Source organism: Pseudomonas defluvii (assembly GCF_001695625.1).
In the GTDB taxonomy this organism is placed as follows: domain Bacteria; phylum Pseudomonadota; class Gammaproteobacteria; order Pseudomonadales; family Pseudomonadaceae; genus Aquipseudomonas; species Aquipseudomonas defluvii.
The window spans coordinates 1-13,822 of the sequence record NZ_MBPN01000015.1; the positions used below are offsets into that span (position 1 = coordinate 1).

The 13,822-nt window shown below is 61.3% G+C and carries 11 protein-coding genes and 4 tRNA genes; all 15 read left to right on the forward strand.

The annotated features are described in order from the left end of the window. The first annotated feature begins 139 nt into the window (after window positions 1-139). On the forward strand, window positions 140-1,150 hold the full coding sequence (locus EKA13_RS06345) for an aspartate-semialdehyde dehydrogenase (protein WP_065758558.1): 1,011 nt from the start codon (window positions 140-142) through the stop codon (window positions 1,148-1,150). Between the two features lie 174 nt (window positions 1,151-1,324). Further along, window positions 1,325-4,006 carry a motility hub landmark protein FimV gene (locus EKA13_RS06350; protein ID WP_065758559.1) on the forward strand — a complete coding sequence of 894 codons (2,682 nt, stop codon included), beginning with the start codon at window positions 1,325-1,327 and terminating at the stop codon, window positions 4,004-4,006. Between the two features lie 83 nt (window positions 4,007-4,089). Further along, window positions 4,090-4,971 (forward strand): tRNA pseudouridine(38-40) synthase TruA, encoded by an 882-nt coding sequence (truA, locus tag EKA13_RS06355; protein ID WP_065758611.1) that lies wholly within the window; start codon window positions 4,090-4,092, stop codon window positions 4,969-4,971. 39 nt (window positions 4,972-5,010) lie between these two features. After that, complete coding sequence (locus tag EKA13_RS06360) at window positions 5,011-5,631, forward strand: phosphoribosylanthranilate isomerase (protein WP_065758560.1); 621 nt, start codon at window positions 5,011-5,013, stop codon at window positions 5,629-5,631. A 255-nt stretch (window positions 5,632-5,886) separates the two neighbouring features. Continuing rightward, window positions 5,887-6,807, forward strand: a complete 921-nt coding sequence (gene accD / locus EKA13_RS06365; protein ID WP_065758561.1) for an acetyl-CoA carboxylase, carboxyltransferase subunit beta — start codon at window positions 5,887-5,889, stop codon at window positions 6,805-6,807. Continuing rightward, complete coding sequence (gene folC / locus EKA13_RS06370; RefSeq protein ID WP_065758562.1) at window positions 6,804-8,111, forward strand: bifunctional tetrahydrofolate synthase/dihydrofolate synthase; 1,308 nt, start codon at window positions 6,804-6,806, stop codon at window positions 8,109-8,111. The genes accD and folC overlap by 4 nt, the downstream gene beginning before the upstream one ends. After that, the gene (locus EKA13_RS06375; protein WP_065758563.1) at window positions 8,095-8,787 is read left to right on the forward strand and encodes an SPOR domain-containing protein; all 693 of its coding nucleotides are present in this window, start codon (window positions 8,095-8,097) and stop codon (window positions 8,785-8,787) included. Before folC ends, EKA13_RS06375 begins: the two co-directional genes overlap by 17 nt. Before the next feature lie 98 nt (window positions 8,788-8,885). Beyond that, window positions 8,886-9,440, forward strand: coding sequence for a CvpA family protein (locus tag EKA13_RS06380; protein ID WP_065758564.1), 555 nt, complete (start codon window positions 8,886-8,888; stop codon window positions 9,438-9,440). Between the two features lie 41 nt (window positions 9,441-9,481). Beyond that, the gene (gene purF, locus EKA13_RS06385) at window positions 9,482-10,987 is read left to right on the forward strand and encodes an amidophosphoribosyltransferase (RefSeq protein ID WP_065758565.1); all 1,506 of its coding nucleotides are present in this window, start codon (window positions 9,482-9,484) and stop codon (window positions 10,985-10,987) included. 14 nt (window positions 10,988-11,001) lie between these two features. After that, entirely contained in the window at window positions 11,002-12,213 is a 1,212-nt protein-coding gene (locus EKA13_RS06390; RefSeq protein WP_065758566.1) for an O-succinylhomoserine sulfhydrylase, read from the forward strand. After that, window positions 12,210-12,983 carry an SDR family oxidoreductase gene (locus tag EKA13_RS06395; protein ID WP_065758567.1) on the forward strand — a complete coding sequence of 258 codons (774 nt, stop codon included), beginning with the start codon at window positions 12,210-12,212 and terminating at the stop codon, window positions 12,981-12,983. Before EKA13_RS06390 ends, EKA13_RS06395 begins: the two co-directional genes overlap by 4 nt. A 169-nt stretch (window positions 12,984-13,152) precedes the next feature. Then, window positions 13,153-13,228, forward strand: a tRNA-Val gene (locus tag EKA13_RS06400). 78 nt (window positions 13,229-13,306) lie between these two features. Continuing rightward, a tRNA-Asp gene (locus EKA13_RS06405) sits at window positions 13,307-13,383 on the forward strand. A 99-nt stretch (window positions 13,384-13,482) separates the two neighbouring features. Further along, window positions 13,483-13,559 (forward strand) — tRNA-Asp (locus EKA13_RS06410). Window positions 13,560-13,658: 99 nt separating this feature from the next. Next, window positions 13,659-13,735, forward strand: a tRNA-Asp gene (locus tag EKA13_RS06415). Window positions 13,736-13,822: the final 87 nt, after the last annotated feature.

A 13,822-nucleotide genomic window follows, 5' to 3' on the forward strand; every position in this document is an offset into this window, starting at 1 on the left:
CGAAACCCGCGCTGTCTGACAGCGCGGGTTTTTTGTTTTCAGTCACATTGGTCGAGGTTGCTTCCTGCCCGCTTGAGGTGTCCCTTGGGGCAGAATCCAAGTAAAGTGCCGCTCCCGCCGTACCCGCAGAGGATTTTTCATGAGCCAACCCATCAATATTGCCGTGATCGGCGCCACCGGAACGGTCGGCGAAACCCTTGTGCAGATTCTTGAGGAGCGCGATTTTCCGCTGGGTACGTTGCACCTGTTGGCGAGCATCGAGTCGGCCGGCAGCTCGGTGGCCTACCGTGGCAAGAACCTGCGCGTGCGCGAGGTGGATGCGTTTGATTTCAGTCAGGTCCAGTTGGCGTTCTTTGCCGCCAGCCCGACCGTGACCCTGAGTTTTGCGCCGCGAGCACAGGCCGCCGGGTGTGCGGTGATCGACCTGTCCGGCGCCTTGTCGGCCGAGCAGGCGCCTGCCGTCGTGCCAGAAGCCAATGCCGCCCTGATTGCCGGCCTGGCCTCGCCCAAGCAACTGCGTAGCCCGAGTGCCGCCGCGGTGGCGCTGGCGGTGGCATTGGCACCGCTCAAAGGTTTGCTGGAGCTGGAGCGTGTGCAACTGACCGCATGCCTGGCAGTTTCGGCCCAAGGGCGTGAGGCGGTCAACGAGCTGGCTCGCCAGACGGCTGAGCTGCTCAATGCACGTCCACTGGAGCCACGCTTCTTCGACCGGCAGATGGCCTTCAATCTACTGGCTCAGGTCGGTGCCAGTGATGATGCGGGGCACGGTGTGCTGGAGCGTCGTCTGGTGGCCGAGCTGCGTGAGCTGCTGGATTTGCCTTTGCTCAAGATTTCCGTGACCTGCGTTCAAGTCCCGGTGTTTTTTGGCGATAGCTACAGTGTGTCGTTGCACAGTCGTACGGCGGTTGATCTGGCGGCGGTCAATGCTGCATTGGAGTCGGCAGAGGGCGTGGAGCTGGTCGATGCCGGTGACTATCCAACGCCGGTCGGTGACGCGGTGGGGCAGGATGTGGTCTATGTAGGGCGGGTGCGTGGAGGTATCGACGAAGCCGAGCAACTCAACCTGTGGCTGACTACGGACAATGTGCGCAAAGGCGCGGCCTTGAACGCAGTGCAACTGGCGGAATTGTTGATAAAAGACCTTGCGTAAAAGATACTTGGCAACACTTTGCATAAAGATTCTGGATTGCTGGAAGTGAGCGGCCCCTGGGCGCTTGCGGGGCAGGTTGCAAACATGGCTCGCAGCTCAATGCCGGTCGATGCCCAAGGGCAGTTTTTCACTTCTTCTCGGTTGCCGGGGAAGGCTCACACAAAGGATGAGGTCATGCTTCGAATTCGCAAACTGGTGTTAGCAATAGCTGCCGCGTCGGCGCTGTCGTCCGGTATGGCGCATGCCCTTGGCTTGGGCGAGCTGACCCTCAAGTCGGCGCAGAACCAACCGCTGTATGCCGAAATCGAATTGCTCGATGTGCGTGACCTGACCGCTGCCGAAATCGCGCCGAGCCTGGCACCGAACGAAGAGTTCGCCAAGGCCGGTGTGGAGCGCCTGGGCTACCTCAATGACCTGACGTTCACGCCGGTGATCAATCCGGCCGGCAAAAGTGTGCTGCGGGTGACCTCCAGTCAGCCGCTGCCGGCACCGATGGTCAAGTTCCTTGTTCAGGTCATGTGGCCCAACGGGCGCTTGCTGCGTGACTACAGCGTACTGATCGATCAGGCGAAGTTCTCGCCCCAGTCGGCGCAGGCGGCTGCAGTGACCCCTGCGGTGACCGCGCCGGCGCGCTACACCACGGTTCGCCGTGACACCTTGTGGGAAATTGCCGCCAAGGCGCGTCAGGGCGGTTCGGTGCAGCAGACCATGCTGGCTATCCAGGCCCTGAACCCGGATGCGTTCATCAATGGCAACATCAATCAGCTCAAGACGGGCCAGGTGTTGCGCCTGCCCGACGCCCAGCAGATTCAGGGCACACCCCAGCCGCAGGCCGTGAAGGAAGTGGCCGAGCAGTATGCGGCCTGGCGTGAGGGGCGCCGTCTGGGCCCGCGCGCGCGTCAACTGGACGCCACGCACCGCGTCAAGGCTCAGACTGCACCCGCCCGTATCGTCAAGCAGGACAACCTGCGTCTGGTGACGCCTGGCGCCAAGGGGGCTTCGGGCAACAAGGCGCTGGCTGACAAGCTGGCAACCACTCAGGAAAGCCTCGACACCAGCCGCCGCGATAACGCCGAGCTGAAAGAGCGCATGGCGGACCTGCAAAGCCAGCTGGACAAGCTTCAGCGCCTTATTCAGCTGAAAAATGATCAATTGGCTCGGCTTGAGGCTCAGGCCGCAGCCGCTCCAGAGCCTGCAGCGAATGCGGCGCCGGAGCAGCCGGTGATTGCTGCACAATTGCAGCCGGCGGCGACCAACCCTGTCGTCACGCCTGCGCCCGCTACGACCGATGCCGCGCCCGCGCCGGTAGAGTCGCAGGCAGCCAAGACTTCGCTGGATGATCTGTTGGGCAATCCGCTGCTGCTGGCACTGATCGCAGGCTCGGCGTTGCTGGTGTTGCTACTGCTTTTGCTGTTGTTGGCGCGTAAGCGCAAGGCCCAGCAGGAGGCGGAAAAGCACCTGCGCATGGCACGTGCACTGGCTGAAGAGTCCGAGTTGGGGCCTGACCTGGACCTGCCGGAAAGCAGCTTCGAGGGGCTGGAAGTGTCGGCGCCAAGCGTCAAGCTGGCTCCTGCCGTGGTGGCTGCATCCGCAGCGGCGGCCACGGCCGCTGAACAGGCGCCGGTAGAGCCTGCGCCGAAAGCCGTTGAGCCGAAGCCAGTGGTGAAGGCTGCTCCAGTGGTTGAGGATGAGCCAGAGTTGGTCGCTGAGCCCGAAATTGTGGCTGAGCCAGTAGACCCCCTGTTGGCTGAGGTTGACTTGAGCATTGCGCGTGGTCGTTTGAACCATGCTGCCGAGTTGCTTGAACCAGCGGTTGAACAAGCGCCGCAGCGCAGCGATCTGCGTTTGAAGTTGATGGAGGTCTACGCGCGCCAAGGTGATCGCGATGCCTTTACCGGTCATGAGCGTCAACTGATCGCCACGGGGCAGAATCACGCCGATGTTGAAGCGCTGAAGAGCCGCTTCCCGGCGATGGTCGCCCTTGCAGGTGGTGCGGCTGCCCTTGCTGCAGAACTGGACGCACAGTACGTCAAGGAACTGCTCCAGGATGAGTCACCGGCCGAGGTTGCGCCGCAGGTGCCTGAGGATGACCTGGGTGATGCCTTTGACCTGAGCCTGGATGATCTGGAGGGGTTGGACCTGGCGGATGCCACGGGTGTCGAAGAGGCCGTTGTGCCGGAGTTGACCGAGCAGGTAGCTGCGCACACTGAAGATGATCTGAGCTTTGATTCGGTGCTGCAGGAGCAGGTGGCCGCACCGCAGGTACCTGAACCAACGCCGCAGCCTGAGCCGGAGCCTGCAGCAGTGCCTGAAGTGGTTGTCGAAGCTGAACCCGAGCCCGAGCCACTGGATGACCTGGCTGATTTCGACCTGGATGTGGGTGATCAGCCATCGCCTTCGGTCGCCCAGGCGCCTCGGGATATCGAGGCTGAACTGGCGGCATTTGATGAGTCGCTAGGGCTTGAAGCCGACCTGCCAGAGCTTTCAGGCTTGGGTGATCTGGACTTCCCTGATGATTTCGACCTGAGCGTGTCGGGGGATTCGGATGCGGCTTCCGCCAGCTTTGCGTCCGAGCTGGAGGACGTCAATGCCGAGCTCGACAAGCTGTCGCAGGGTTTCGAGCTGCCGCCGGTCGCGCCGCGGTTTACCGCTGAAGATGCCGCCAGTCTGAATGACGAACCCGAGTTCGACTACCTGGCTGGCACCGATGAGGTAGCGACCAAGCTGGATCTGGCTCGGGCGTATATCGACATGGGCGACAATGAAGGTGCTCGCGATATTCTTGATGAAGTGGTCAAGGAGGGTGATCAGGAGCAGCGCCGCGAAGCCAGCGAAATGCGTTCGCGACTGGCCTGAGTCTTTTCCTGCAAGTCCAACGGCAGCCCTGGTGGCTGCCGTTGTCGTTATACTCCCCGCCATTGCGTAAATCGACAGGTTGTATCCCCTTGGACATCATTGATAACGCGGCCGCCGAAGCAGCGGCCGAAGGCTTTTTCAGAATTGCCCTGGGCGTCGAGTACAAAGGCTCGCGCTATCACGGCTGGCAGCGTCAGCGAAGCGGCGTATTGAGCGTGCAGCAAACGCTTGAGGAAGCCCTGTCGAAGGTGGCGGACTCATCGGTTTCCCTGGTCTGTGCAGGACGTACCGATGCCGGCGTACATGGTTGCGGCCAGGTTGTGCACTTCGACACTCAGGTCGTGCGCAGTAGCAAGGCCTGGGTCATGGGCGCCAACATCAACTTGCCCCATGACATCAGCGTTGCCTGGTCGCAGGAGATGCCGGCGCATTTTCATGCGCGCTTCAAGGCCACGGCCCGGCGCTATCGCTATGTGATCTACAACGATCAGATCCGTCCGGCCCACCTGGGGCAGGAAGTGACCTGGAACCATCGTCCGCTGGATGTTCAGCGTATGGCCGAGGCGGCTGCGTACCTGGTCGGGACGCATGACTTCAGCGCGTTTCGTGCGGGGCAGTGCCAAGCCAAGTCGCCGATCAAGGAAATCCATCATTTGCGCGTGACCCGTCACGGCAAGATGATTGTGCTGGATATTCGCGCCAGTGCCTTCCTGCACCATATGGTTCGGAATATTGCAGGCGTGCTGATGACCATTGGCGCGGGCGAACGCCCGGTGGCCTGGGCGCGAGACGTGCTGGAAAGTCGTGACCGCCGTAGTGCGGGCGTTACGGCCCATCCTTACGGGTTGTACCTGGTACAGGTCGAGTACCCCGAAGAGTTCGCCTTGCCTGAGCGTTTTATCGGTCCGCACTTCCTGACCGGCTTCGAAGCATTGGCGGCTGACGACCGGCAAGTCATTTGCTAACATCCGGTGCTTTCCGGTTCAGCTGAGGTTTTACCGAGTATGTCAGCAGTTCGCAGCAAAATCTGCGGGATTACCCGTGTAGAAGATGCGCTGGCAGCGGCCGAGGCGGGCGCTGACGCCATTGGGCTGGTCTTTTACGCGAAGAGTCCGCGGGCGGTTGATGTGCATCAGGCGCGAGCGATCATTGCCGCGTTGCCACCGTTTGTTACCACGGTGGGCTTGTTCGTCAACGCCAGCCGCTGTGAACTCAACGAAATTCTCGACGCCGTACCGCTGGACCTGTTGCAGTTTCATGGTGATGAAACGCCTGAGCAGTGCGAGGGATTCAATCGGCCCTGGATCAAGGCACTGCGGGTGCGCCCGGGGGACGACCTGGAAGCCAGTTGCCGCCGGTATCACAACGCTAGCGGGGTTCTGCTTGATACCTACGTGGCGGGCGTACCGGGTGGTACGGGTGAGTCTTTCGACTGGTCGTTGGTGCCGGCGAAATTGAGCAAGCCGGTGATCCTGGCCGGCGGCCTGACGGCAGACAACGTGGCATCGGCCATTGCCCAGGTTCGGCCTTATGCGGTGGATGTCAGTGGCGGGGTCGAGCAGGCCAAGGGGATCAAGGACCCGGCCCGTATCGAAGCGTTTTTACGTGCGGTGCGTCAGGCGTGATACGCGGATGTGACGGTTGGCGGCGGGCCATCGTCCATAGCTATCGCAGCCTGATGCTGCCTGGCTGTGCCGCAAGGCCGGTCGAAATTACCGGGTGGTGCCTGTGGCATCGCCTGTAAAGAGTGAATGGGGTGCGGGATCGACGCGAGACCTCGCGGGTCCGCGCCACCTTCTTATAAACACGAATTGGCTCAAGGGCATACGCGTGACCCGACAGTGCGCTGTCTGCGGTCGCCGCTACTGGAGAAAGAAAGCATGAGCAACTGGTTGGTAGACAAACTGATCCCTTCGATCATGCGTTCCGAGGTGAAGAAAAGTTCCGTGCCTGAAGGGCTGTGGCACAAGTGCCCATCCTGCGAAGCGGTGCTTTATCGTCCGGAGCTGGAAAAGACCCTGGATGTCTGCCCGAAGTGTAATCACCACATGCGTATCGGTGCGCGGGCGCGCCTGGACATTTTCCTCGACGCCGAAGGCCGTGCCGAGCTGGGCGCCGACCTGGAGCCGGTGGACCGTCTGAAGTTCCGTGATGGCAAGAAGTACAAGGACCGCCTGAGCGGTGCGCAGAAGCAGACTGGCGAAAAAGACGCGCTGATCTCCATGAGCGGCACCCTGTTTGGCATGCCGATTGTGGTCAGTGCTTTCGAGTTCTCCTTCATGGGTGGCTCGATGGGTGCCATCGTCGGTGAGCGTTTTGTTCGTGCGGCCAACTATGCCCTGGAAAACCGTTGCCCAATGGTCTGCTTCTCGGCTTCCGGTGGTGCGCGCATGCAGGAAGCGCTGATCTCGCTGATGCAGATGGCCAAGACCTCGGCCGTGCTGGCGCGTCTGCGTGAAGAAGGCATTCCGTTCATTTCGGTGCTGACCGACCCGGTGTATGGCGGCGTCTCTGCCAGCCTGGCAATGCTGGGGGATGTGATCGTTGGTGAGCCCAAGGCGCTGATCGGTTTCGCCGGCCCGCGTGTCATCGAGCAAACCGTACGTGAGAAGCTGCCAGAAGGCTTCCAGCGCAGCGAGTTCCTCCTTGAGCACGGCGCCATCGACATGATCATTCCGCGTCAGGAGTTGCGTGCACGTCTGGGCACGCTGCTGGCCCAGATGATGGGGCTGCCGACGCCGAAGATCGTTGCTGCGGTTGCCGAGCCTGTGGTTGTTCCGCCGGCGCCAGCCACGGTATGACCTCGCGTACCCTTGGCGACTGGCTTGCCTACCTGGAGCAGTTGCATCCGTCGGCCATCGACATGGGCCTGGAGCGCTCGCAACAGGTTGCGGCGCGGCTCGGGTTGGGCAAGCCGGCGCCACGGGTAATCACCGTGACCGGCACCAACGGCAAGGGTTCGACCTGCGCCTTCGTGGCGGCACTGTTGCAGGCGCAGGGGCTCAAGGTGGGTGTCTACAGCTCGCCGCACCTGCTGCGTTACAACGAGCGCGTGCAGATCGACGGTGTCGAGGCCAGCGATGCGCAGTTGTGCGAGGCGTTCGTGGCGGTCGAGGCCGCCCGTGGCGACATTTCCCTGACCTACTTCGAGATGGGTACGCTGGCGGCGTTCTGGCTGTTCCGGCAGTCGGCGCTGGATGCCGTTGTGCTGGAAGTCGGGTTGGGCGGTCGGCTGGATGCTGTCAATCTGGTCGATGCCGACCTTGCTGTTGTCACCAGTATTGGTGTCGATCATGCCGACTGGCTGGGCGATACCCGCGAATCGGTCGCCTTTGAAAAGGCCGGGATCTTCCGCCAGGGCAAGCCGGCCTTGTGTGGTGATCTCAATCCGCCACAGCCCTTGCTGGATAAGGCGCGTGAGTTGGCCTGTCCGTTTTTCCTGCGTGGTCGTGACTTCGATCTGTCCAGTACTGACCTGTATTGGCAGTGGCGCGGCGTTGATGCGCGCGGCAATGCAGTCGAGTTGCAGGACTTGCCGTTGCTTGACCTGCCGATGGAAAACGCGGCGCTGGCCTTGCAGGCTTACCTGTTGCTGGATTTGCCATGGAATGCCGGGCAGATCATCGCTGCCTTGAAGGCTACCCGGATCGTCGGTCGTCTGGACCGTCGGCAGTTTACCTGGCAGGGCAAGCGTCTGAGTATTCTGCTGGACGTGGGGCACAACCCTCATGCAGCGCAATACCTGGCTCAGCGCCTGGCGGCGCGAGCACCTGAAGGCAAGCGCCTGGCGGTGTTTGGCCTGCTCAGTGACAAAGACCTGGCGGGCGTTATCGAACCGTTGTGCAAGCAGGTTCACGGCTGGGCGGTGGCGCCGCTGCAGAGCGCCCGTAGCCGACCGGCTGTCGAGTTGCAGGTAGCGCTAGAGAATCTTGGTGCGAACGTGCAGTCTTATCCAAGTGTCGCAGCGGCCCTTGAAGGGCAGTGTGCGCACGCAACGGCAGATGATGAAATCCTGCTGTTCGGATCATTTTTCTGTGTCGGTGAAGCCCTTGAGTGGCTCGCTCGGCAGGCCAAGGAGGACGAGGTAGATGGCGTCGCTGGATAAGGTCGTCAAGCAACGTATGGTCGGCGCATTGGTGTTGGTTGCGCTGGCGGTGATCTTCCTGCCCATGTTGTTCTCGCGTGAGGATGAGTTGCGTCAGGTGCAGGTCGAGGCGCCGGAAGCGCCTGGCATGCCGAATTTGCCGCAGGTTCAGGTTGAACCGGTGCAGGTGCCTGAGCCACAACCGTTGCCTGATGAGCCGGTTGCAGTGCAACAGGTGCCTGCGTTATCGGCCCCGAGTACGCCGGTCGCACAGGTATCGACGCCTGTGCCAGCGCCTGCTCCCGCGCCGGCCTCTACGCCCGTGCCGGTGCCCACAGCGCCCAAGTCGGTCGCGCCAGCGGCGCCGCCGGTGAGTAAGCCGGCACCTGCGCCTGCTCCGGTTGCGGCTGTTGCAGCGGCCAAGCCGGTTGCGCCGAGCAAGGTCGATGTCAACGGCCTGCCGGTCAGTTGGTCGGTGCAGTTGGCCAGCCTGTCCAACCGTGCCAGTGCCGATACCTTGCAGAAAACCCTTCGTAGCCAGGGCTACAACGCCTATATTCGTTCCTCTGACGGCATGAATCGGGTGTTTGTCGGGCCGTTGATCGAACGTGCCGAGGCTGAGCGCTTGCGTGATCTGCTGGGGCGTCAGCACAAGCTCAAGGGCTTTGTCGTTCGTTTTCAGCCAGAACGCAGCTAAGCCTTGCCGTCCGGTCGTTACCGGACGGCAAATCACCGCTTACCGATAGCTCATCGCTCTGGTAAAATGCGCCGCCTTATCCGTTTGCAGGCAGCACCGTGGCATTTACCTGGGTCGACTGGGCGATCATCGCGATTATCGCCATTTCCTCGCTGATCAGTTTGAAGCGCGGCTTTGTCAAAGAAGCCTTGTCGCTGCTTACCTGGATCATCGCCGGGGCTGTGGCCTGGATGTTTGGCGGCGGTGTATCGCAATACCTGGAAAGCTACATCCAGACGCCGTCGGCCCGCGTCATCGCCGGCTGCTCCATTCTTTTCGTCGCCACCTTGCTGGTGGGGGCAATGATCAACTTTATTATCGGCGAGCTGATTCGTGTCACCGGGTTGTCCGGGACCGATCGTTTCCTCGGCATGGCCTTCGGCGCCGCGCGGGGTGGCTTGCTGGTTGTCGTGGCGGTCGGGCTGCTGAGCCTGGGGCCGGTACAACAGGATCCGTGGTGGCAGGAGTCCCGGCTTTTGCCACAATTTCTATTGGTCGCTGACTGGTCGAAAAACCTTATTCTGGGGTTTACCAGCCAGTGGCTCGCCAGCGGGATCAGCGCACCGGTTGATCTCCCGTTCAAGGAGCAGCTCCTGGGGCCCAAGACGCCTTGAGTGCTGTTCAGTCCAGTTTCATTAAGTAGGGGTTGCGTCGCATGTGTGGCATCGTCGGTATCGTCGGTAAGTCGAACGTCAATCAGGCGCTGTATGACGCGCTAACCGTCCTCCAGCACCGCGGCCAGGACGCTGCCGGTATTGTGACCAGCCATGATGGCCGGTTATTTCTGCGCAAGGACAATGGCCTGGTGCGTGATGTGTTCCAGCAGCGCCACATGCAGCGCCTGGTGGGGCATATGGGTATTGGTCATGTGCGCTACCCGACTGCGGGCAGCTCGACCTCGGCCGAGGCTCAGCCGTTCTATGTCAACTCGCCTTACGGCATTACGCTGGCGCACAACGGTAACCTGACCAACGTCGAACAGTTGGCCAAGGAAATCTACGAATCCGATCTGCGTCATGTCAACACCAGTTCCGATTCGGAAGTGCTGCTGAACGTCTTCGCTCATGAGTTGGCGGTGCGTGGCAAGTTGCAGCCGACTGAAGAAGATGTCTTCGCTGCCGTCACCGATGTTCACAATCGCTGCCGTGGTGGCTACGCCGTAGTGGCCATGATCACCGGTTACGGGATTGTCGGCTTCCGCGACCCGAACGCCATCCGTCCGATCGTCTTCGGTCAGCGTCATACCGACGAAGGCGTCGAGTACATGATCGCCTCCGAAAGCGTTTCGCTGGACGTACTGGGTTTCACACTGATTCGTGACCTGGCGCCGGGCGAAGCGGTATACATCACCGAAGATGGCCAGTTGCACACCCGTCAGTGCGCGACCAATCCGAAATACTCGCCGTGCATTTTCGAGCACGTTTACCTGGCGCGTCCTGACTCGATCATCGACGGCGTTTCGGTCTACAAGGCTCGCCTACGCATGGGTGAGAAGCTCGCCGAGAAGATCCAGCGCGAGCGCCCGAATCACGACATCGATGTGGTCATCCCGATTCCCGACACCAGCCGTACCGCTGCGCTGGAACTGGCCAACCACCTGGGCGTCAAGTTCCGCGAAGGTTTCGTCAAGAACCGCTACATCGGTCGTACCTTCATCATGCCCGGCCAGGCCGCGCGCAAGAAGTCGGTTCGGCAGAAGCTCAACGCCATCGAGCTCGAGTTCCGTGGCAAGAACGTCATGCTGGTCGATGACTCGATCGTGCGCGGCACCACCTGCAAGCAGATCATTCAGATGGCCCGTGAAGCGGGTGCGAAGAATGTCTACTTCTGCTCGGCGGCGCCAGCGGTACGTTACCCTAACGTCTACGGCATCGACATGCCGAGCGCTCATGAGTTGATCGCACACAACCGCACCACTCAGGACGTCGCTGACCTGATCGGCGCCGACTGGCTGGTCTACCAGGACCTGTCGGACCTGATCGACGCAGTGGGCGGCGGCAAGATCAAGATCGAGAATTTCGACTGCGCGGTGTTCGATGGCCAGTACGTGACCGGCGATATCGACGAAGCCTACCTCGAGAAGATCGAGCAGGCGCGTAACGACGCCTCCAAGGTCAAGAATCAAGCGGTCAGCGCGATCATCGACCTCTACAACAACTGAGTGGGAGCAGCGGCATGACACAGGAATGGGATGCCGGGCGCCTCGACAGCGACCTTGAAGGGGTTGCGTTCGATACCCTGGCCGTACGTGCCGGTCAGCATCGCACGCCGGAAGGTGAACACAGCGACCCGCTGTTCTTCACCTCCAGCTATGTGTTCCGTACGGCGGCTGATGCCGCCGCGCGGTTCGCGGGTGATGTGCCGGGCAACGTCTATTCGCGCTACACCAACCCGACCGTTCGGGCTTTCGAGGAGCGCATCGCCGCCCTTGAAGGCGCCGAGCAGGCGGTTGCGACGTCGACGGGTATGTCGGCCATTCTCTCGACGGTGATGGCCCTGTGCAGCGCTGGCGATCATGTGCTGGTGTCGCAGAGTGTGTTCGGTTCGACCATCAGCCTGTTCGAGAAGTACTTCAAGCGCTTCGGTGTGCAGGTTGACTATGTGCCGTTGACGGATCTGGCTGCCTGGGAATCGGCGATCAAGGCCAATACCAAGCTGCTGTTCGTCGAGTCGCCGTCTAACCCGCTGGCCGAGTTGGTGGATATCGCCGCGTTGGCCAGCGTGGCCCATGCCAAGGGCGCGCAACTGGTGGTCGACAACTGCTTCAGCACGCCGGCCTTGCAGCAGCCGCTGAAGCTGGGCGCCGACATTGTCGTGCACTCGGCGACCAAGTTCATCGACGGCCAGGGTCGTTGCATGGGCGGTGTGGTTGCAGGTCGCGCCGAGCAGATGAAGGAAGTGGTGGGTTTTCTGCGTACGGCAGGCCCGTCGCTGAGCCCCTTCAATGCCTGGATCTTCCTCAAGGGCCTGGAAACCCTCAACCTGCGGATGCGTGCCCATTGTGCCAACGCACAGGCACTGGCCGAATGGCTGGAGCAGCAGGATGGCATCGAGAAGGTTCACTATGCCGGGCTCAAGAGCCATCCGCAGCATGAGCTGGCCGAGCGTCAGATGAAGGGCTTCGGCGCGGTGGTGAGCTTTGAGGTCAAGGGCGGCAAGGAAGGAGCCTGGCGCTTCATCGATGCCACCCGCTTGATTTCGATCACCGCGAACCTGGGCGACAGCAAGACCACCATCACGCACCCGGGCACCACCTCGCACGGTCGTCTGTCGCCGCAGGAGCGTGAGGCGGCCGGTATCCGCGACAGTCTGATCCGTGTTGCGGTCGGCCTGGAAGATGTGGCTGACCTCAAGGCCGATCTGGCCCGCGGGTTGGCGGCGCTGTGATCGACTGGTCAACCCCCGAAAGCAGCCATAACGGTCGTGTCGCACTGGTCACCGGTGCGGCACGGGGGATTGGCCTTGGCATTGCTGCCTGGCTGATCTGTGAAGGCTGGCAGGTGGTGCTGACCGACCTTGACCGTGCGCGTGGCTCCATGGCCGCCAAAGTGCTGGGTGACAATGCCTGGTTCGTTGCCATGGATGTCGCCGATGAGGCCCAGGTCGCCGTCGGTGTGGCCGAGGTGCTGGGCCAGTTCGGCCGGCTTGATGCACTGGTGTGCAATGCCGCCATTGCCGACCCTCACAACACGACCCTGGAAAGCCTCAGCCTTGCACACTGGAACCGTGTGCTGGCGGTCAACCTGGGTGGGCCGATGCTGCTGGCCAAGCATTGTGCGCCTTACCTGCGTGCGCATTGTGGCGCTATCGTGAACCTGGCTTCGACCCGGGCGGCGCAGTCCGAGCCTGATACCGAAGCCTATGCCGCGAGCAAGGGCGGTTTGCTGGCCTTGACCCACGCCCTGGCGGTGAGCCTTGGCCCGGAGATCCGGGTCAATGCCGTCAGCCCGGGCTGGATCGATGCCCGTGACCCCTCCCAGCGCCGCGCCGAACCGCTGACGGAATCCGACCATGCTCAGCACCCGGCGGGCAGGGTAGGGACGGTAGAGGATGTGGCGGCTATGGTGGCCTGGCTGTTGTCGAAGAATTCCGGCTTTGTTACTGGGCAGGAGTTCGTGGTCGACGGTGGCATGACCAAGAAGATGATTTACCAGTAACAGGTTTTACGCTGGGCGCTTCATGAGGTACACGGCGGTTTCTGCTTTTGCGGGCAGCTTGTCGCTTAAGGGTGAAGCAACTTTTTTGCGGTTTTTTAAAAAAACTTCAACAGGGGTATTGACTTAGGTTCGATACCTGCGTAAATTTCGCCACCTCAGCGAAGCACACGGGTGATTAGCTCAGCCGGGAGAGCATCTGCCTTACAAGCAGAGGGTCGGCGGTTCGATCCCGTCATCACCCACCACTTCCTGAGATGTTCCTGACCCAGGCGCTTTTGAAAGAAGGCACCTAATTGAGAGGAACAGGACGCAAGTCCATATGCGCAGCGGTAGTTCAGTCGGTTAGAATACCGGCCTGTCACGCCGGGGGTCGCGGGTTCGAGTCCCGTCCGCTGCGCCACTTTTCTCCAGATCGGTTTAACAGCCGGTTTGAGGTCGGAAGGTACCGAAACCTTCAGGCCAGATCCCAGTTTCAAACGGACGAAAGTCTGTGCGATACGCAGCGGTAGTTCAGTCGGTTAGAATACCGGCCTGTCACGCCGGGGGTCGCGGGTTCGAGTCCCGTCCGCTGCGCCACTTTTCTCCAGATCGGTTTAACAGCCGGTTTGAGGTCGGAAGGTACCGAAACCTTCAGGCCAGATCCCAGTTTCAAACGGACGAAAGTCTGTGCGATACGCAGCGGTAGTTCAGTCGGTTAGAATACCGGCCTGTCACGCCGGGGGTCGCGGGTTCGAGTCCCGTCCGCTGCGCCATATCCGCTTCGAGGCCCTTGAACTCCTCGAAGCAACAGAGAAAGCGACCTTAGGGTCGCTTTTTTTGTTTGGGTCACTGCTTCAATC